The sequence below is a fragment of the Sphingopyxis sp. Geo48 genome (assembly GCF_949769155.1).
GTDB lineage: Bacteria > Pseudomonadota > Alphaproteobacteria > Sphingomonadales > Sphingomonadaceae > Sphingopyxis.
Window position 1 is genome coordinate 1 of record NZ_CATKPA010000012.1, and the last position, 17901, is coordinate 17901.

The following is a 17901-nucleotide window of genomic DNA, read 5'->3' on the forward strand; positions in this document are numbered from 1 at the left end:
CGGATCCTGTATGGCACCGTCTTGATAAGCACGCGCAGGAACGCTGCCGCGGCAAGCTTGGTCGCCCGGCGATAGATGCGGGCGAACACCAGCTTCGAGGTGCGGTCCACTTCGACATAGAGGAAGCCTCTTCCGCCTTCATAGCGCAGTTCCGCGATATCGACGTGGAAGTAGCCAATCTCATATTTCTTGAACTTCTTCGGCTTCTCCCGATCGGCTTTGGGCAACCGACTGATCCCGTGGCGTTGCAGGCAACGGTGCAGCGACGAGCGTGTCAGGTGTGGGATCACGTCCTTCAGCGCGATGAACACGTCGTCGAGCGGCAATCGCGCCTGCACCGGACACCGGATGTGTTCGAGGTGCTGGAACGGGGCTGCGCGCAAGTGGGTTATCCCGCCTCGATCAGGGCTGACAATGGCAGCGAATTTTATCTCCCGCGAGCTCGATCTGTGGGCCTACATGAAGGGCGTGACGCTCGACTTCTCGCGGCCTGGCAAGCCCACCGACAACGCGTTCATCGAGAGCTTCAACGGCAAGGAATGCCTTAACGCCCACTGGTTCATGAGCCTGGATGACGCGGTGCGAAAATGCGAGGCTTGGCGTAGGGACTACAACGAGGTACGACCGCACAGCGCGATCGAGAACAAATCACCGATATCGCTCATGTTGGCATCAGCGGCACATGGCCCGCCCTGATGTCAGCACGCTGGAAGGCTGCCAGCAGGGCGGTCCAGAAACGGGTAGCAGCTCAGAAGCCATCGAGTATCTTGGCAAGTTCTGGACGATCCTGGGATGTCGGTTTGCCCCGAACTTCGTCGTTCTGATCGCAATGCAACTCGGGTACGCAAATCCTTGTCCCTGGTTCACTTGACAAATTTTCAGAAGTAGCAATTTTAGCTCCTATCCTGAGTAGCAGGTAAAGATTGTGCTGTTCTTGACTGATTTTCAGCAGGGACTCGAACCTCGGCGCGCAGAGGTTCCTGGGCGCGTTCAAATTCGCCGCGGTGTGCAGCCCATCCTGCTCGTCTGCCGATATGAGTCCAGATCAGATATTCGATGTCGGCCCATTCGAATGGCGCTGGATCGATCGACGAAGCTTGGCTGTAGTCAGGGTCCAACAAGGGAAGAAGGACGAACGCGGGCGCGAGACGGAGCGCCGCTGCGCAACGTAAATGGTCATCGAGCGCCACGGCCGGGTTACCGCTCTCGATCTCTCGTAGCCAACGAACGCTCAATCCAACTCTGCGGGCAAGATGCTCCTGACTCAAGCGACGGCGAAGACGCTCGCTTTCGATGCGCCGCCCAGAGAACTCCTTGAGCTGATCCAGCGAAGCGACGCCGCCCTTCTCGCATGTCCTGGTGTCCGACATGAGCTTCCGTCCGAATAGTATGTGGTGCGCTAGCGCTCCATGCGAGGCTGGCTATCGCTGAGCGACACAGCAAGTAGAGATGCTTTCAGTCTATTAGCTTCGTTCATCTTCAAGGATTTCAGTCTGTGTCGCGCCTGACGCAATTCCCTTCAATTCATTGATTCCAATATGAAAGTTGGAATCACGATGCTCGGCTGCGGCACAATCGTGCCGCCTTGGGGAACGCGCCTGCCCTCACGATTGCCGCTGGCTCACAGCGCGTCCATCTATCCCTCCGTTCCGACCGGCTGACTTATCACTGGCTGCCTCATCGGACGTTCACGCAACCCACATCGAACGGGCGCCGTCGCGCCAGGGAGGACTCATGTCATGCGATTCCGCGAACGATCGTGCTGCGCCTCGATTCCGGTTATCGTCATTATCGGCGAACGGCCCCTTCAAGAAACCTGCCGTCTTACTGGCGGCGGCCGCACTTCTCGCCTCGCCGGTCGTTTGTGCACAAGAGAAGACGGAGAAGGTGTTGCTGGCAAAAGCCGCAGCGGAGGCGGAGCAGCAACTCAAGCAAACCTTCACAAATCTCCAGTTCGATGATTTCGAACCGGCGCCGGTGAAAGGCGCGATCTATCAAGCGAGTGCTGGCGGCCGGATCGTCTATTATGCGCCCGAGAGCGAGCATCTCTTGTTCGCGTCGATCTTCGACAAGAACGGCGTCAATCTGACAGCCCTCGCGCAGGAAGCCGGCATCTCCAACCGTCTGAAATCGATAGACTCCTCACAGGCGCTTGAAATCGGCCCCAAGGATGCGCCGACGGTGATCGAATTTACCGATCCCGACTGCCCCTATTGTCGCGCGCTTAATCGATATTGGGCAGCGAAGGCCGCCGAGGGAAAACCGGTCCGGCGTCTCATATTCTTCGTGAGCGGCATTCATCCGGAAGCCGCGGCAAAGTCCGAGCACATCCTGTGCTCAGTCGATAAGGCGGTAGCCTTTAAAGCCATCTATTCGGGTGCCGCGCCGACAGCGCTGCGAACCTGCGCTGAAGGCCGCGGAAAGGTCGAAGCTCACGCCAAAGTGGTCAGCGCCGCTGGTGTCAGCGGGACGCCGACCTTGATCGCGGGCGGCAAGCTCATCTCCGGATTTCAGCAGGCCGAGATCGAGGCCTTTCTATCCTCGGCGAAGACCAACCGTGTCTCTCGCTGAATTCCATCTCTTCATGGCGGCTGCTCGGACGCAGAGAGCATCATCGCTCTCGGTCCCAACGCACCGGAATGCCGGCGGCGACGCCCCTTCGGGCCGTCCAGCACCGCCGTCGGCCGACAACGATCACCATCGATGCCGGCAGGCAGAGTTCAGGGCGGCCCAATGCCCAAGAAAGCAATCATTCATGGTCAAAAAACTTACCAGAACCGTACTTTCGGCCGCCGATGTCGGCGTACCGGTCCTGCTTCTGTCGCTCCTCGCGGCAAGCGCCCACGCCTTTACCGCGCCCGTGGCGGGGGATCTCGGCTACGACATCTACGACATTGTCGTGAACCAGGGTGTCAAAGGCCCGCTCGGCTTCGTCGGGGGCGTCGCCGCCTTCCTGTTCGGCGTGTCGCGACTGTTCAGCAATATCATGATCGGCATCCCGACGATCGTCGCTGCCGTCTGCCTCATTAAGGCGGACAGCATCCTTCAAACCTTCGGCATGGTGATCTGACGGCATCGGAACGTGGGCAAGCATTCGGGTTCCACGCTCGCCCACGTTCCGGTCACCGGGAGGAAGTGCTCCCGGACCCTCGTCTTCGCTTTCGATTTGCTTCGCTGGTGAGGACCGTAGCAGGAGGAGAAGGGTCGATGGACGAACGCTTGCCCCAATATCTGCACAAGCCGGTTCAGATCCTGTGGTTCGGATCGGACGAGTTCGTGTTGGTGGTCACCACCATCTTCGTCGCCGTCATCGTCGGCGGACTGGTCGGTTGGGCGTTCATCGCGGCCCTTCTCCTTTTCCTGCCATGGAAGCGCGCGCAGCCGCGCGGTTTCCTCGCCCATCTCGCATGGCGCTGGGGGATGCTTCGCTTTCGCCATTATCCGGGTCCGACCCAAACCCGATTTTACGAGTGAGGCCGCAGATGTTCTCGCGTCATCGCAAACCCCGAAGCGCGCCGGTCGACCCGCTGCTCGGTAAACCCGCCAGCTTCGGGATCCATCGGTACATTCAGGGCTCATCGAACCTCTTCGAAGAGAACCGGCTGCTCAAGTTCGCGATCGTCGGGCTGTTCGGCATTACCGCGGTGCTTGGCACGGTCATTTACAGCTCGGACCAGAAAGAGCGCACGGTGGTCGTGCCGTTCGGTTCGGGCGGCGATCTCTATGTGACCGGCTCGAAGCCATCGGCCGCCTATATCCGCACGATGACGCGCAATATCGTCGCGCTCGCCGGGACCTATTCGGCCTACTCGGCCGACCGGCAGTTCCAGGAACTGCTCTCGATCGTCCATCCATCGGCGTACGACAGCATGCGCGACAGCCTGAACGGCATATTGGACGAGCTCGCGGGCAATCCGACGCTGTCGATCGCGACCTACATCCGCCCCGATCAGCCGGTCCAGTGGACCGAGCGTGACATCCTGGTCCCGATCGAGAAGGTCCGCGTGATCGGCGGTGTCATCCGCAAGTTCCGCGGCGAACTTCGCGTCCGCTACGCCGTCGAGAACGGACGCTTCTGGGTCATTTCGCTCACCGAGGAGAAATTCGATGTCCAGCCTCGCTAGGCTCGCGGCGGCGCTGCCCGTTGCCGCGCTGCTGTTGCCCGCGCCCGCATCAGCGCAAGCCATCACCGTCCTTCCCGACCAGATGAGCACGATCCGCCTCTCAAACCGCGACGTCAATCATATCGTCTGCGTCGGCGGCGAGATCGAGGATGTAAAATTCTCGGCCGAGAAGGCGATCGCGGTCGAGCGCGCGGGCTCCGACGCCTGGATCAAGTTTCTCGTCAAGGAAGTCGACGATATGGGTATGGTGACGCGCAGCTATGTGACGACACCCTCTGAGTTCTTCATCAGCTGCAACGGGGCCATCTATCCGCTCTATGCCGAGCCTACGGAAATTCCCGCGCAAACGGTCACGCTTGCTCCCGGACGGCCGCAGCGCGCACGGGCCAATGAGGAGCTGCTCGGGCCGCTAGTCGAGGAAGAGAGGGCAGTGTCGATCACGCTCGCGATGCTTCAGGACCGCGTGCCGGCAAGCTTCACCGAGGTCGCGCCGCGGTCGGGAACGATCACGATTGCCGGCCTCCCCTCGGCGCAGCTCGTCGAGCGCCGGCGTCTCGCGATCGAAGGCTCCGGCCTTTCCGTCTCCGAGTATCGCCTCGGTAGCGACAGCGATGTCGTGCTCGAGGAACAGCAGTTCCTCGACCGCGCGCTTGGCATCGACATCTTCGCAGTCACGCTCGACCGACTGAGCCTCAAGGCGGGCGAAAGCGCGCGGCTGATCGTTATCCGCCGGGGAGACGGCGAATGAACGACACGCCCGAACAAGAGCCGCTCGATCTCGGCGAGGTCGGCAAACCGCTTCCGCCCGAGGCCACTCGCGGCCCCGCTCTTCTCGCATTCAAGGAGCGCTGGGCGACGCTGGGCTCGAAACAGAAGCTGCGCGCCAAGCAGTTGAGTGTCGCGGGCGTCGTCGCGATGCTCGGTACCGGTCTCTACGCGGCGAGTACAGGCGGAGATGAGAAGGCGCCCGAGGCGCCAGCGGTGACCAAGCTCGACATGGGCGCCGGCCTGCGCGGCGACAGCCTCGAGACCAAGCTGCGGGGCGACCTCCAGAAGATTCTCGATGGCCAGACCTTGCTCGGCGACCGCGTCACCGCGATCGAGGAGGGCAAGGTCGTGCCCGGCAGCAAGCCAGGCGCACCTCCCGACGGCGACCCCGGGCTTCCCCCGGCTCTGCCGGGCGCGATACCGGATTATCCACCCGCGCCCGGCGATGCCGAAATCGCGACGGGCGAGATCCCGCCACCTCCTTCACCACCCGCGGCGCCCCCTGCTCCTCCTGCGCCCCCGGTTGAAAAGGCCGTCGGCGCGATCGGCGCCGCGGTGACCGCCCCCGGCACGATTGCCGCGGCCGATGGCAAGGGCGCGCCGTCTGGCGCTAAAAAAAAGACCCGGACGATCTATTTGCCACCTGGTTTCATGAAGGCGCGGCTGCTGACCGGGATCGACGCGCTCGCGAGCCGCGATGCTACCTCGAACCCCGAGCCGCTGATTGCGCGCGTCCAGGCGCCCGCCGTGCTGCCGAATGACGTCAAGGCCAATCTCTCGGGCTGCTTCGTCATCGGCAACGCGACGGGCAGCCTCGCCAAGGAGCGGGTCGAGGTCCAGCTCGTATCGCTGTCCTGCGTCGATTTCGACGAACGCTCGGTGGTCGACCAGCCGATCAAGGGTTTCTTCGTCGACACCGACGGCAAGAAGGGGCTGTCGGGCAAGGTGGTAACGCGCGCCGGCGCGAGTCTCGCGCGCGCCTTCATCGCCGGCACGATCAGCGGGATCAGCCAGACGGTCGAGAACACGGTCGGTGACGTGTCGACATCGGCCTTGGGTTCGGTGCGGACGCTCGATGTCGGCGACGCCGCCAAGGTGGGGATCGCAGGCGGCCTCTCGAAGTCGTCCGACAAGCTCACCGACTTCTATCTCGATCTCGCGCGGCAGGCGGGACCTATCGTCGAAGTGGGCGCCGCCAAGGACGTCGTCGTCGTCATCCAGGAAGGCGTCACGCTCGAGATCAAGCCGACCGCCGGGAGCAAGTTCTGATGCCCCCGCCCATCCTCGGAGGAATATCGATGACCGATATGTCAAACCGGCGCCGCGCGCGCCTCTGCTCAGCCGCACTCTTGCTTGCCGGCGTCTTGCCACTCTCAGGGTGCGCAACGCTCGGCTCAGCGATGTCGCCGTACAGCGAAAAGTTCAGCTGCAAGAACGACGATCACGGCCAGTGCATCCATCCCGAGAAAGCCTATGAGGATGCGGCGGAGGGCCGGGCTTCGCGTTCGGACCCGGCGGTGACACGCGACAAGATATTGCTCAAGGCGAACCAGCGCGGCACCGCGCGCCGAGGACGCAGCGATGCTGATGCCTATGGTGATTACCGCGACAGCGTCTACCGGGAGCTTCAGGGGCTGATCGAGGCGCCCGAGGCGCCGATGCTGCGGCCGGCGCAGGCGGTGCGAACACTGATCCTGCCCTATGCCGATCGGAACCGGCCCGACCGGCTCTATATGCCGCGTTTCGTCTATTCGGTGCTTGAGCCCCCCTCCTGGGTCGTCGGCGGCTATCTCGTGCCGCCGGTCTCAGCCGCGGCGCGCGTGCCGGTGCTCGAGCAGATCCGCGAGGTGCCCGGAAGCGAACTGACGCCGCCGGTTGTGCCCGCGCGCGCGGAGCCGCGGCCATGAAGGCGCCCGGAACCGGCGGTGGTCTTACCTTCTCCGACCTGCACCGCGCCGTTGCGCGCGACCGCTATTCGGATTTCCTCCCGCTCGTCGCCTGGGTCGAGGAAGAGGAAGCCTTTCTCTGCATCGATGATGGCTGGGGCTATGCTTGGGAGTTGACCCCTACCGCCTATATGTTCGCGCATGTTCACCAGGCGCTGCTCGGCCTGTTCAACGTCCAGTTTCCCGAGAACAGCGTCGTCCAGCTTATCAGCTTCGCCGACCCGCTGATTGCGCCAGCGCTCGACGCCTATCTCGACCTCAAGACCCGGCCAGATCCGCTGATCCAGGCATCGGCGCGCCGGACGCACGCTTATCTAAACGAAGGCCGGAACGGGCTTGGCGCGCTCCACGGCATTCCGGTGCGTGATTTCCGGACCTTCCTCGCTGTCAAAACGCGCGCCCCCATGCACAGCGACCTGCGCCGCCAGATCGAAGAGCAGCTTGCCAAGCTCGGCATTCGCCGCGTCGAGCCGCACGAAATGATCTCCTTCTATCGCCGTATCTTCAACGGCGTCTTCGAGGACGCTCCTGGCGTATTCGCCAGCGGTGCAGCCGGGCACCCCGCCCCGCCGATCCGCAAGCAGATCGTCGATGCCGGCCCCGATCTCGCTTTCGACGGACCCGAAGTGTTCCTCGGGGGCCAGGTCGCACGCTGCCTGACGCCGAAAGCGCCGGCGAGGCGGGTTACCGCGGAACACATGAACCGGCTGATGGGCGGGATGCGCGGGAGCGCCGAGGACAGCGACCAGATTGGCGGCCCCTTCCTCTATTGCCTCAACATCCTCTTCGACCATTCGCAGTTCGAAATTCACAAGCGCGCCCAGATATTGTCGGCGCAGAAAGCGGCGGGCAGCTTTGCGGTCGAGGTCGGCAAACAGATCGAGGAAATCGGCTGGGTGCTCGACGAGGCCGGCAACAGCCGTTTCGTCTCGGTCATGCCGACCGTCTGGGTGTTCGGCCGCGATTCCCATCACGCCCGCGAGATGGCCGCGCGCGCCAAGCGCCTCTGGGAAAGTGAACCGCTGCCCTGGATGGTGCAGGAAGAATCCTACCTCAATCCGATCTTGCTGACCGCGAGCCTGCCGTTCGGCCTTTATCCCGAGCGCCGAACGATCAAGATGCTCGAGCGCGATTTCCGGATGCCGGTGAAGGCGGCAGCGCTGATGGCGCCGATCCAGACCGACTTTCGCGGAGGCGGCCGCCCTGCCCTGCTCTATGTGGGCCGCAAGGGTCAGCTCGTCACACTCGACCTCTTCGATCCGCGCATCAACAATTATAATTTTGTGGTCGCGGCCGAAAGCGGCGCGGGCAAGAGTTTCCTCCTCAACGATCTCTGCCGGCAATATTATGCCCAGAACGCCCTCATCCGCATCATCGACATTGGCGGATCCTACCGCAAGCTCTGCACCCTCTGCTCGGGTCGTTATATCGACGTCGGCGAGGAACGGCTGGTTCTGAACCCGTTCGACCTCGGGCTCGCGCTAGACGGCGAGGACAAGCATTCGGCGATCGCGATGGCGGTCGCGATCGTTGCCGAGATGGGGAACGCGGCGACGCGCAAAGGCGTTTCGACCTCAGAATGGAATCTCATCAAGTCGGCCGTCCAGTGGACGATCGATGGGGGCTATGCCGATGAAGGCATCGACTCGGTCCGCGCCTGGCTCGGTGCCTATCCGCAATTTGCCGCAGCCGATCTCGACCGTGTCGAGCATCTGAAGCCGGTCGCGCGCGAGCTCGCGTTCAATCTCAGGGATTTCGGCTCGGATGGCGCTTACGGGCACTTCTTCAACGGGCCGTCGACCTTCGACATCTCCGCCGACGAGTTCGTCGTCCTCGAGCTCGAGCGGCTGAAAGCCATGCCTGACCTGTTCAACGTCATCGTCATGGTGGTGGTAAATGCGGTGACGCAGGAGCTCTACCTCTCGGCGCGCGACCGGCCCCGCTTCGTGCTTTGTGACGAAGCAGCGCAGTTCATGACGAAAAGCGATGGTCAGGATCTGTCGCGGCTGGCTGAAGCCTTCGCACAAGGCTACCGCCGTGCCCGCAAATATCAGGGCAGCTTCGGCATCGTCCTCCAGTCTATGAACGACCTCACGCTGTTCGGCGGCACAGGCCAAGTCATCCTCGAGAATGCGGCAACGCGGTTCCTCCTGCAAGGCTCCACCTATGATCGTGCTGTCGAGAGCAAAATTCTTGACTATTCCGGGTTCGTCCTCGACCTCCTGAAATCGGTCCGCAACAACAAGCCGAACTATAGCGAGGTCTTCATCGACTCTCCGCTCGGGCTCGGGGTCGCGCGGCTTGTCGTCGATCCCTTCAGCTACTGGATCAACACCAGCGCGCCCGGCGAAGTCGCGGCGTTCGAAGCACTGATCCGGGCCGGGCGATCGCCGCTCGAGGCTGTGTGCGAGCTCGCCGACGTCGATCCCCGCGAGATATTGGGCGATAGCCGCGACTTGCCGCGAGCATCGGAGCCAGCGGCATGAAGCGGCCTTCGCTCCATCCCGACGAGCTAGCGATGCAGCTCGACGCCATGTTGCCCGCCGATCGGGCGCTGTTCGACGCGGCCGTTGCGGCAGTGGCCGAGCGGCAGGCACTGGGTTGGCGGTTCCGGCTCGTCATGATCGAATCCGTCATGATGGCTGGCCTCGTTCTCATCGCCGGACTGCTGGTTGACCAGCCGACGTCGCTGTTTACGCAGGCGTCGGTGACGGTCGGAATCGCTTGCTTCGCAAGCGGGCTGGTCCTGATCTGGCTCTCGTCCGTGACGAGCGGTCTGATGCTCCGGTGGCGCGGTCATCGGCGGACACGATGAACGGCCTCCTCTCCCACGCTCCTTCGCCCATCGCGGTCAGGTTGGCCGTCGGTGGCCTGATGCTCGGCCAGGCGCAAGCCCTCATCCTCTTCGCCGCGCCCGGCCCAATCGCGAACTCGCCGCGATCGCTCATCGTCGTGCTGAGCCTTCTCTCGTTGGTTTCACTTGTCGGTGCGATCATCGGTGTTGGCAGCTCCGATCCGCGAGAAAGATGGAGGAGATATCGTCGTGGAACATGATCGCGGTAGCATTCGAGTGGCCGCCTGGCAGTTTGGCACCTCGTTGATGCTCGTGTTTGGGGCATTCGTCATCGCCGCCACGGCGCGTGGACAGACCGCGGCGATCGGGCGCACCTGGGCGATCGCTGAACCCGATGCCCTTTCTGAAATCGAGGCGCGCGTTGCGCAGCAGCCGAAAAGCATCGCGGGTCGTTTCGGTCCGCGTGAGAAGTGGAGCGCAATGCAGTCAGCCGCCCTCGGCGTTGCGCGCGCGAACAGGAAACGAAGCGTCGTGCCGTTCCACACGCTCGATTTTGAGGTCCGGTTGGACGACGGCAAACTGCTCTATCCCAAAGGCTACACCTTCAACCCCCTCACCTATGTGTCGATGCCGCAGCGCCTGATCGTGGTTCATTCGCGCGACCTGAACTGGGCGCTTGGCCACGCGCGGGCGAGCGACTGGATATTGCTCGCCGGAGGCGGCCCGGAGGTGACCGACCCGATCGCACTCGGAGAGAAGGTTGCGCGCCCGCTGTTCATTCTCGAAGAGCGCGTGAAGGAGCGGCTCGATCTTCGCGTTGCGCCGGTCATAGTCGCGCAGGTCGGACAAAAGCTCGAGGTCAGCGAGTTCGCGCTTGAACGAAAAGGCCCGGCTCCCGCGAGCCAAATCCTACGCTCGGCGAGCACGCCGTAATTTCGCCAGCTCTTTTTTGGCGCCTTCATCCAATCGCAAATCCGGTCATCCGCCTATTCGGACGCCGCGACCCAGGGGAGCTCTAATCGGAAACGAAGACAGAGTTCTTCATCTTGACGCCCGCCTGGCTCCGGCTGGACGGGCGTCTTTTTTTACTTCGATGAAGTTCGCAAGATTCCGCAGGGTCCCATTTGGCCCGATCGTCGACTTCGTTGATGCCTGGAGGAACTCGCTTCGCAAGAAGCGAGCTTTGGTGCCTTCCCTTCGCCATGGTCTGGTCCGCAAGGACGCGACGGGACCGCGAGCAGACATCTGATCGGCAAATCCAACCTCAGCGTCACGGAAGCCGGCCCCGCACCGCTGATAGCGGCAACAATGTGCCCATCCGCGGCATATCCTTTCCCATCTGGTTGCGACGAGCATGTCGGCGGGTCCATCTCCGCTTCGGGCAGGCCAATCGCCCATACAGAGCGCCGAAGCCTCATCCAACCTTTTCAGCGCCCTACCTGGCGGAACGGAGAAGTCATGCCAGCTTGCCGACACTTGCGCGCGACTTCCGCATCGGGGAGCAGCGGCGCCAGGCGCCAAGTCGAGCCGAAGAAGACGCGCCGGTCCTTTCGCTGGGCGGTACCTGTCGGGCTCGGCGCAGTTCTCGCTTTCATCCCCGCTCCAGCGCAAGCATCCAAATGTCCGAGCGACACGATCTTCAACCCGATCACCAAGGTGCGTTGGAACTGCATCTTCCCCATCACCATCGGCGGCGTGCGCGCCGGCAGCTACGACAAGCTCGACAAGGCGCTCGACGCACAATCGGCGTCGAAACCGCTGTGTGCGTGCCGCAAAGGTGCAACCTTCTGGTTCGGTGTCAAGGTCAGTTTCTGGACTCCGAACCGGATGATCGACGTGGTGACCGAACCCGGCTGCATGATGGCGCTCGGCACGGACATCATGGCGACCGGCGGCAAGCTCCAGGGCAGCCAGTCGTCGATTTCGGACGGCACGAACACGACGAAGTTGTTCGCGCAGATGCACTATTATGTCGCGCCGGTCTGGAAGATGCTCGACATGTTCAGCGATCTTCCGTGCCTCGAGGATGACGGTTTCGACGTCGCGCTGATGACCGAGGTGATGCCGACCTGGCAGTCGGGGACGCTGGGAGCGATCATCCAGCCCGAAGGCATCCTGTTCGGCAATCCCGCGGCCGGCCTTGCCTGCATGTCCGACAGCGCCGCGGCGGCAGCGGGCAAGGTCATCGACCCGCTCTTCTGGTGCATGGGCAGTTGGGGAAGCACCTATCCTGTCGCCGGCGACATTCACATGGGCGACCGCGTCGAAGCCTGGGCGGGGCTGGCAGCGCGCGGCACGTTCATGATGGGCCGGCTCGGCGCGCTGACCATCCATTCGGCGGACGGCTGCTCGTTCAAGCCGCAGCCGATCTGGACCAAGAGCCGATACAAACTCCAGCTCATGGAGCCGGTGAAGGGCGGCAAGTGCGTCAACATCGGCCGTCCCGGCGCGCTCTGGACCTCCGGCAAACACGCGCCGGGCAAGGACAACGCCCAGTTCATGCTCTTCGAGAAAGCGATCTGCTGTGCCGGCATTTCGACGCCCTGACCCGGCACTTCCCGATCGTCTCGTGCGCAGCCCGGAATCGGCCCGGTCTGCCCGCCACAGCCCCGGTGGCTGCCGGCAGGCGCGCGAGGCGGGAGCGGCGCCCTGCCCCCTCTCGGGCGCCGCTCCACCTGCAGACGATACGGGTAAATTGCCATCGCCACAAGCGAGACCGGCCCTGATCCCGCCGTGTCCTCGGGTAAAAGCGGTGCTCACGGTGTTCGACGGCCAGGCCGTCTATCGGCACCTCTCGCCCGGATCCGATGACTTCCGGGCGGGAGACCTGTTTCGGCTCGCGCATGGATCGCGCACTGTGGACGGTGATCGTTCGTGAAGCGCTCGGTTTCTCTCCTGTTGCTGCCGATGGCGGCAATGGCTTCCGCCAGCACACTGGCGCAGTCAGTCGAGGACCGCGCGCGCGCAGCCGCGGAAGCTTCTCGCGCGAAGTCCTCGACCAGCAAGGCGATCCAGGAGAATTACCTCACCCCCGGCCTCAGCGGACAGCCGATCGCGACGGTCGATCGCAGCCAGAGCTTTACGCCGAGTCTCGCCTGCCAGAAAACATCGAGCCTCCTCGAAATCCTGATCCAGCCTGACGGCACGGGCGACATCAACACCGTCCGCATCGCCCGCGACACCGATCTCGACGGCAGCTTCGACCGCGTGTCCACCTTGCCCGTGCCCGTCTCGGGCATCTGCGCCAACGGCGTCATCGCTTGCCAGCCCGGAAGCTGGAACGCGTGCAACTATCATCGTTGGAACGTCGATGTCTCGGGCGACCTGGGGCTCGCCGCCGCCGAAATGGCCGAACTCGCGGGCTGTTACTGCGTCAACAACAGCTGCGGCGCGAATCTCGTGATGGACAATCTGCCGTCGGTGCTCAAGGATCTCGGCGGCGGCGCGATCGGCGCACTCACGAGCCACGATCCCCGCGTCGGCGTGGCCGAGGCGCGCATCAACGGCCCGCTGATCCAGTATGTCGGAGCGCAATCAACCGCCTGCACGGCTTTGCCGGACCTTCCGCAAACAGCCTATCGCGGCCGTCCGACTTCGATCCTCGGCGACGCCGCGGCGACCGCAGCCGGAAGCTCGCTGTTCCAGAGCCTCAAGGGATCGCCCGCCGGCATCGGCAAGGCCGAACAGGTCCGCGCCTGCACGATCGAACGCGACGTCACACTGCGGCCGCTCGCGTATGAGGATATCGTCTCCGCGACGGGCGTCATCTATTCGGTTCAGGGCTGCGGCGAAGGCTGCCGACGCTTTCGCATCATCGGAGATGGCAATTGCAGTAGCGCGCCGCCGATCTTCACCGCGCGCTTCGAAGTCAGCGACCCCGCGAAGCTCCTGTCGGCGCGGATCGTCGAGATGGGCGCCGACGACTGGGTCCAGGGCCGCATCAACGGCCGCGTCGTCGGCTCCGCGGGGCCGCGTCCGTGGCTGACGACAGGATTGCCTTCAGGCGACTGCCGCACCGATGGCGGCGCGGCGCGCAATTACACCTCCTATGATTTTACCACCGACCTGCGGGCGGGGCCGACGACGGTGTCGGCACGCGTGCGCGGCGGCGGCGGCGGTGCGCCTCTCACGACCGAATGGGGACTGGTCGACGTCGAGATTCGCGTTTCGGACGCATGCGAACCGAGCGACCGGCTCGTCGACCAGTGCGAAGATATTGGCGCCAATCAAAAGTGCCGCCTCGACAGCGAGAGCGTCGATGGCGTCCAGACGTTTCTGAACGGCGTCGGCACCGGCCTTCGCCCCCTCCCGCGGTCGCGCCAGTTCGGCACGGGCAGTTGCACCGCTACCCTTACCCGCGACTTTTTCCTGCGCCAGCGGACCTATAAATGCGCGATCGACACCGGCGCGATGCCCGAACCCGACCTGTCGCGCGGCGCCTATATCATCGATCGTTCGACCGAGACGCTGCTCGCCGACCGCGTTCGGACGGCCGACGGCGGCAGCGCCGCGTCTACGCGCGCCTTCGCGCTTCCCGATCGCGGCTCGGTTCCAGCTTGCGAGGCGGTCTGCAAGACGCGCTCTGCGAAAGCCAATACCGACGCGGCGCCTGCGGGCGTCGTCGGCGCGCAGCAGACCAGCCCGACCGGCTTCGACACCTTCTATCACGCCTGCTCACCGGGCAATGTCTGTCCCGCCGGTCCCGGCGAGACCATCGTCACGCCCTGCGGCTGCCTTGATACCTTTCCCGAGGCGGTGGTCATGATGCAAACGGTCAGGCTCGCTGGCGCCGATCTCGCCTGCACGGCGACAGCGCGATGATGGGCCGCTTTCTCTTCTGGCCGTCGCGCCTCGCGCTGATCCTGTTCGGCATCGTCGCCTTCGCGCTCGCCGTTTACGCGTCGGCAGCGCAGGCGCAGCAGATTTGCGCGGTCGACCTCAATGGCAATGGTGACGCCGACGACGCGGGCGAGACCGCTAGCTGCGTCGGGATGCAAGGTGGTAGCTGGCAGTGCCCGATCGAACGGGCATCGTGCGCGCCCGAGCCCGGCGGCGCGTCGTCCTGCCCGCTTGGTTCGCAATATGCGTGCGAGACGCTGGCGAGCGGCGGCGTGCCGAGTTGCTCGCCGAACGCCTGCATCGATACCGCGGCAAACCCGATCGAGGATGAACCCGTCGTCGACGATCCGGGCGCGCCCGCCGACGGCGAAGTCGACACCGACGGCAATTGTCTCGGGAACATCGAGATATTCGGCGGCCGCGCGCTGCGCTGCCGCCCAGCGGGCCTCAAGACAACCTTTTCCAACTGCTGCAAGGACAAGGGTAAGATCGTCAAGGACGGAATGGGCTCGTCGATCGCGTCGACGCAGACGAAGATCGCGATCGCCAAGGGCGTGTTCACCGGAGCCCAAGCCGCCTATGCCGCCTTCCAGGCGGGCGCGACGGCAAGCCAGGCGGCGAGCGCGGGCGCCAATGCGATCATTGTCGGCATCGATCCGACCTCGATCGCGATCAGCCTCGCGGTCAACGTCATGATCGAGTTCCTCCTCTCCTCCTGCGACCAGCAGGACATGGAGACGGGCATGCTACGCGGCTCGGGCATGTGCGTCGAGGTCGGCTCCTATTGCTCGTCGAAGATCCTCGGCATCTGCGTCCAGAAGTCGCGCAGCCATTGCTGCTTCAATACCAAGCTCGGCCGCATCATCCAGGAACAGGGCCGCCCGCAGCTGAAGTCGTTCGCGGATGGCTGGGGACCGGTGAAGACGCCGAACTGCCGCGGGTTCACGCCCGAAGAGTTCCAAGCGCTCGACTTCAGCCGAATGGACCTCTCCGAATATTATTCGGAAGTTCAGGCCCGCGCGCAGGCCGACATCCAGTCAGACATGAAGGATCGTATCGATGCCTATATGCAGGCCATCGGCCGCTAGGCGCCGCGCCGTACTCGCGGTGGCGCTCGCCGACGTAGCCGGCATCGCCGGCCTTGCCGCAGCGCAAATATCGCCGGGCATCGACGACAACCCGTCGGCGCGCGAGAAGGTAGAACGCGAGGGCGAAGCGGCGATGGACCGGCTGAAGGGCGCGGTGTCGCGCCGCAAAGCCCAACAGCAAAACGGCCCATCTGACCTGCCGAAGCCGAGCGAGGTCGAACGCCGGCGCGCCTTCGAGGCGATGCGCGACCGTGCCAAGTCGCCAGCGATGGAAGCCCGCGCCCGCGATGCGCTTGAGACCGGCAAAGACCGCTTCGCCGCAGAGCGCGAGGCGATGGCGAAGCGGCTCGGCCAGGCACTCGGGCTCGAAGCGCCCGAGATCAAGGCCGTCGCCGATGCCGGTCCGGCGCCGGCGGCGAAAGGCTGGGTGCCTGTGCTGTTCGTCTCCTCGTCGATGCCGTCGTCAACGCTGCGCACCTATGCAGCGCAGCTCGAGAAGGCACGCGGTGTCCTCGCGTTTCGCGGCATGCCGGGCGGGATGGCCAAGGTCGCGCCGATGGCGAAGCTCACCGCCGAGATTCTCCGCCTCGATCCCGGCTGCGAGGGACCGGCATGCGTGATGCGCGACGTGCAGGTGATCGTCGACCCGCTGGTCTTTCGCCAGCACGGCGTCACCCGCGTGCCCGCGCTCGCCATGATCCCGGGCGATCCGGTGCTCCCCTATTGCGAGCGCGAGGAGGAAAGTCCGCGCGGGAGCCATATCGCTTACGGCGATGCCGCCCTTTCCGGTTTGCTCGAAGAAATTGCCCGCCTCGGCGGAAAAGAGGAGGTGCGCGATGCTCAGTCTCGCCTGGAAGGCCGGTAAGCATCTGGCGATCGGTTTGAAGGGACTGCCGCGGCGCGCAGCCGTTGCGCTCGGCAGTCCGGGGCTCGGCGAGCCCGCGCGCCCCGACCGGCTCTGGAAGGCGACGGCGATCGTTGTGCCACTCGGGCTTCTGACGTGCTGGGCGATGCAGCAAGCCATTCTCGTGATGTCGCCGTCGATCGACGCCTGGGCGGTGCGCGCGGCGCCGGGGCCGATCGAGAAGGGCGATTTCGTCCTGTTCATGCTCTCCCATCCGCTGGCCGGCCCCGAACCGGTCAAGGTGACCAAGCGCGCGCTTTGCATGCCCGGCGAGCGCATATCGCTGATCGAGAAACCGTCGACGATGGAGCCCCACGCCATGGACGGGTGGTATTATTGCGACGGCGTCCTGCTCGGCGTGACCAAGCCCTACGGGCGAAATGGCCAGCGGCTCGACTATTGGCGGCCCGATCACGGGCTGATCCCGCCGGGATTGATCTATGTCGGCTCGCTGCACCCGAGCGGGTTCGACAGCCGCTATTACGGACCGGTGCCGATCGCGCGCCTCACCCGCATGGAGAAGCTGCTGTGATCCGCCCTGCCCTCCTCGCGGCGCTCATCACGGCCTTCCCCGCCGCCGCGCAGCCGACCTCACCCACCCGCGAACCGAAGCAGGGCTATTGGTGGTATCAGGCACCGCCGCCGGTCGAAGATGCGGATGCCGAGCCCGACGCGCTGATGAAGCCGGCGATACCGCCGATGGCGGAACTGGCGACATGGACGCCGCCCAAAATCCGCAAGCTGATCGAGCAGCAACGCGACTATGCAGCGACCGTGCTCACCGTCGACGCGGTCGCGGACTTCTGGCGGCTGCAGGACTTCGCGCGGCGCAAGGCACGTGCGTTCGCAGGCGTGACTCAGATCGCCTTGCTTCAGAACCCCGAACTCAATGCCAAGTCCGCCAACCCGATCGTCGGCGACGCGCGCGCGGCGATGGGTGCCGAGAAGGAAGCGGTTCGCCGCCGGTATCTCCGCGCCCACGCAAGCCAGTTCGCGCTCGTCATGTTCTCGCGGAATTCCTGTGGCTATTGCCGGGTGCAATGGCCGATCCTCGAACGGTTCCGCGAGGAGACGGGCTGGCAGGTCACACAGATGGATCTCGAGCGCCGACCGGAGCTCGGACAGCGCTTCGGCGTCGAGGTGACACCGACGACGATGGTGATCCGCCGCGACAGCTCGGCAAGGATGGTGATCGCGTCGGGTGTCGAATCCTATCCCAATCTCGCGCAGACCACATACCAGGCCGTGCGGCTGATGCTCGGCGACATTCGGCCCGAACAGTTCCTGACCGGCGCGGGCGAGGAAGATGGTTTCTTCGACGCACTCGGCAATGGGCCGGTTTCCGCGACCGATCCCCGTGTGTTGGGCGGCGACCTCGTCGGTGCGGGCTTGGAGCCGCGTCGATGACAGCGTCTATTGCCGAGCAGCGCAGCGCAGT

The 17901-nt window shown here is 64.3% G+C and carries 17 protein-coding genes and 2 pseudogenes; 17 read left to right on the plus strand and 2 right to left on the minus strand.

Annotation, left to right across the window (positions count from 1 at the left end; translation table 11 throughout):
• Positions 1-341, minus strand: a pseudogene (locus QOL79_RS19155) (transposase family protein); the annotation flags it as partial.
• A gap of 6 nt (positions 342-347) precedes the next feature.
• Here QOL79_RS19155 and QOL79_RS19160 point away from each other — a divergent pair.
• Positions 348-696 (plus strand): annotated as a pseudogene (locus QOL79_RS19160) (integrase core domain-containing protein); the annotation flags it as partial.
• 197 nt (positions 697-893) lie between these two features.
• On the opposite strand, the gene QOL79_RS19165 reads toward QOL79_RS19160, so the two are convergent.
• Positions 894-1370, minus strand: a complete 477-nt coding sequence (locus QOL79_RS19165; protein ID WP_081997358.1) for a helix-turn-helix domain-containing protein — start codon at positions 1368-1370, stop codon at positions 894-896.
• Between the two features lie 364 nt (positions 1371-1734).
• On the opposite strand from QOL79_RS19165, the gene QOL79_RS19170 reads away from it, so the two are divergent.
• The 16 genes from QOL79_RS19170 (at position 1735) to QOL79_RS19245 (ending at position 17870) form a co-directional block, all read left to right on the plus strand.
• On the plus strand, positions 1735-2571 hold the full coding sequence (locus QOL79_RS19170) for a DsbC family protein (protein WP_082665251.1): 837 nt from the start codon (positions 1735-1737) through the stop codon (positions 2569-2571).
• A 184-nt stretch (positions 2572-2755) separates the two neighbouring features.
• Positions 2756-3070 carry a hypothetical protein gene (locus QOL79_RS19175; protein ID WP_054588705.1) on the plus strand — a complete coding sequence of 105 codons (315 nt, stop codon included), beginning with the start codon at positions 2756-2758 and terminating at the stop codon, positions 3068-3070.
• A gap of 137 nt (positions 3071-3207) precedes the next feature.
• On the plus strand, positions 3208-3474 hold the full coding sequence (locus QOL79_RS19180; RefSeq protein WP_054588706.1) for a type IV conjugative transfer system protein TraL: 267 nt from the start codon (positions 3208-3210) through the stop codon (positions 3472-3474).
• A gap of 8 nt (positions 3475-3482) precedes the next feature.
• The gene (locus tag QOL79_RS19185) at positions 3483-4124 is read left to right on the plus strand and encodes a TraE/TraK family type IV conjugative transfer system protein (protein WP_054588707.1); all 642 of its coding nucleotides are present in this window, start codon (positions 3483-3485) and stop codon (positions 4122-4124) included.
• A complete protein-coding gene (locus QOL79_RS19190; RefSeq protein ID WP_054588708.1) occupies positions 4108-4872 on the plus strand; it encodes a type-F conjugative transfer system secretin TraK in 765 nt (254 codons plus the stop codon). The genes QOL79_RS19185 and QOL79_RS19190 overlap by 17 nt, the downstream gene beginning before the upstream one ends.
• Positions 4869-6161, plus strand: coding sequence for a TraB/VirB10 family protein (locus tag QOL79_RS19195; RefSeq protein WP_054588709.1), 1293 nt, complete (start codon positions 4869-4871; stop codon positions 6159-6161). The genes QOL79_RS19190 and QOL79_RS19195 overlap by 4 nt, the downstream gene beginning before the upstream one ends.
• Positions 6162-6190: 29 nt before the next feature.
• Complete coding sequence (locus QOL79_RS19200; RefSeq protein ID WP_054588710.1) at positions 6191-6799, plus strand: TraV family lipoprotein; 609 nt, start codon at positions 6191-6193, stop codon at positions 6797-6799.
• The gene (locus QOL79_RS19205) at positions 6796-9324 is read left to right on the plus strand and encodes a TraC family protein (protein ID WP_054588711.1); all 2529 of its coding nucleotides are present in this window, start codon (positions 6796-6798) and stop codon (positions 9322-9324) included. The genes QOL79_RS19200 and QOL79_RS19205 overlap by 4 nt, the downstream gene beginning before the upstream one ends.
• A gap of 32 nt (positions 9325-9356) precedes the next feature.
• Positions 9357-9653 carry a hypothetical protein gene (locus QOL79_RS19210; protein WP_145985979.1) on the plus strand — a complete coding sequence of 99 codons (297 nt, stop codon included), beginning with the start codon at positions 9357-9359 and terminating at the stop codon, positions 9651-9653.
• A 285-nt stretch (positions 9654-9938) separates the two neighbouring features.
• Positions 9939-10565: a hypothetical protein gene (locus QOL79_RS19215; protein ID WP_054590308.1), complete on the plus strand. Its 627-nt coding sequence runs from the start codon at positions 9939-9941 to the stop codon at positions 10563-10565.
• A gap of 660 nt (positions 10566-11225) precedes the next feature.
• Entirely contained in the window at positions 11226-12179 is a 954-nt protein-coding gene (locus QOL79_RS19220) for a TraU family protein (RefSeq protein WP_039581037.1), read from the plus strand.
• A 327-nt stretch (positions 12180-12506) separates the two neighbouring features.
• Complete coding sequence (locus QOL79_RS19225; protein WP_321164285.1) at positions 12507-14453, plus strand: hypothetical protein; 1947 nt, start codon at positions 12507-12509, stop codon at positions 14451-14453.
• Complete coding sequence (gene traN / locus QOL79_RS19230) at positions 14450-15559, plus strand: conjugal transfer protein TraN (RefSeq protein WP_039575491.1); 1110 nt, start codon at positions 14450-14452, stop codon at positions 15557-15559. The genes QOL79_RS19225 and traN overlap by 4 nt, the downstream gene beginning before the upstream one ends.
• Positions 15531-16424 (plus strand): type-F conjugative transfer system pilin assembly protein TrbC, encoded by an 894-nt coding sequence (locus QOL79_RS19235; RefSeq protein ID WP_054588714.1) that lies wholly within the window; start codon positions 15531-15533, stop codon positions 16422-16424. The genes traN and QOL79_RS19235 overlap by 29 nt, the downstream gene beginning before the upstream one ends.
• Positions 16396-16995, plus strand: a complete 600-nt coding sequence (locus QOL79_RS19240) for a S26 family signal peptidase (RefSeq protein WP_054588715.1) — start codon at positions 16396-16398, stop codon at positions 16993-16995. The genes QOL79_RS19235 and QOL79_RS19240 overlap by 29 nt, the downstream gene beginning before the upstream one ends.
• On the plus strand, positions 16992-17870 hold the full coding sequence (locus tag QOL79_RS19245; RefSeq protein WP_082665250.1) for a conjugal transfer protein TraF: 879 nt from the start codon (positions 16992-16994) through the stop codon (positions 17868-17870). Before QOL79_RS19240 ends, QOL79_RS19245 begins: the two co-directional genes overlap by 4 nt.
• Positions 17871-17901 lie beyond the last annotated feature (31 nt).

Bases quoted from the DNA above. Each gene is read 5' to 3' on its own strand.
- QOL79_RS19165 (WP_081997358.1), bottom strand. From the start codon at position 1,370: ATGTCGGACACCAGGACATGCGAGAAGGGCGGCGTCGCTTCGCTGGAT.
- QOL79_RS19170 (WP_082665251.1), top strand. From the start codon at position 1,735: ATGTCATGCGATTCCGCGAACGATCGTGCTGCGCCTCGATTCCGGTTA.
- QOL79_RS19175 (WP_054588705.1), top strand. From the start codon at position 2,756: ATGGTCAAAAAACTTACCAGAACCGTACTTTCGGCCGCCGATGTCGGC.
- QOL79_RS19180 (WP_054588706.1), top strand. From the start codon at position 3,208: ATGGACGAACGCTTGCCCCAATATCTGCACAAGCCGGTTCAGATCCTG.
- QOL79_RS19185 (WP_054588707.1), top strand. From the start codon at position 3,483: ATGTTCTCGCGTCATCGCAAACCCCGAAGCGCGCCGGTCGACCCGCTG.
- QOL79_RS19190 (WP_054588708.1), top strand. From the start codon at position 4,108: ATGTCCAGCCTCGCTAGGCTCGCGGCGGCGCTGCCCGTTGCCGCGCTG.
- QOL79_RS19195 (WP_054588709.1), top strand. From the start codon at position 4,869: ATGAACGACACGCCCGAACAAGAGCCGCTCGATCTCGGCGAGGTCGGC.
- QOL79_RS19200 (WP_054588710.1), top strand. From the start codon at position 6,191: ATGACCGATATGTCAAACCGGCGCCGCGCGCGCCTCTGCTCAGCCGCA.
- QOL79_RS19205 (WP_054588711.1), top strand. From the start codon at position 6,796: ATGAAGGCGCCCGGAACCGGCGGTGGTCTTACCTTCTCCGACCTGCAC.
- QOL79_RS19210 (WP_145985979.1), top strand. From the start codon at position 9,357: ATGCAGCTCGACGCCATGTTGCCCGCCGATCGGGCGCTGTTCGACGCG.
- QOL79_RS19215 (WP_054590308.1), top strand. From the start codon at position 9,939: ATGCTCGTGTTTGGGGCATTCGTCATCGCCGCCACGGCGCGTGGACAG.
- traN (WP_039575491.1), top strand. From the start codon at position 14,450: ATGATGGGCCGCTTTCTCTTCTGGCCGTCGCGCCTCGCGCTGATCCTG.
- QOL79_RS19235 (WP_054588714.1), top strand. From the start codon at position 15,531: ATGCCTATATGCAGGCCATCGGCCGCTAGGCGCCGCGCCGTACTCGCG.
- QOL79_RS19240 (WP_054588715.1), top strand. From the start codon at position 16,396: ATGCTCAGTCTCGCCTGGAAGGCCGGTAAGCATCTGGCGATCGGTTTG.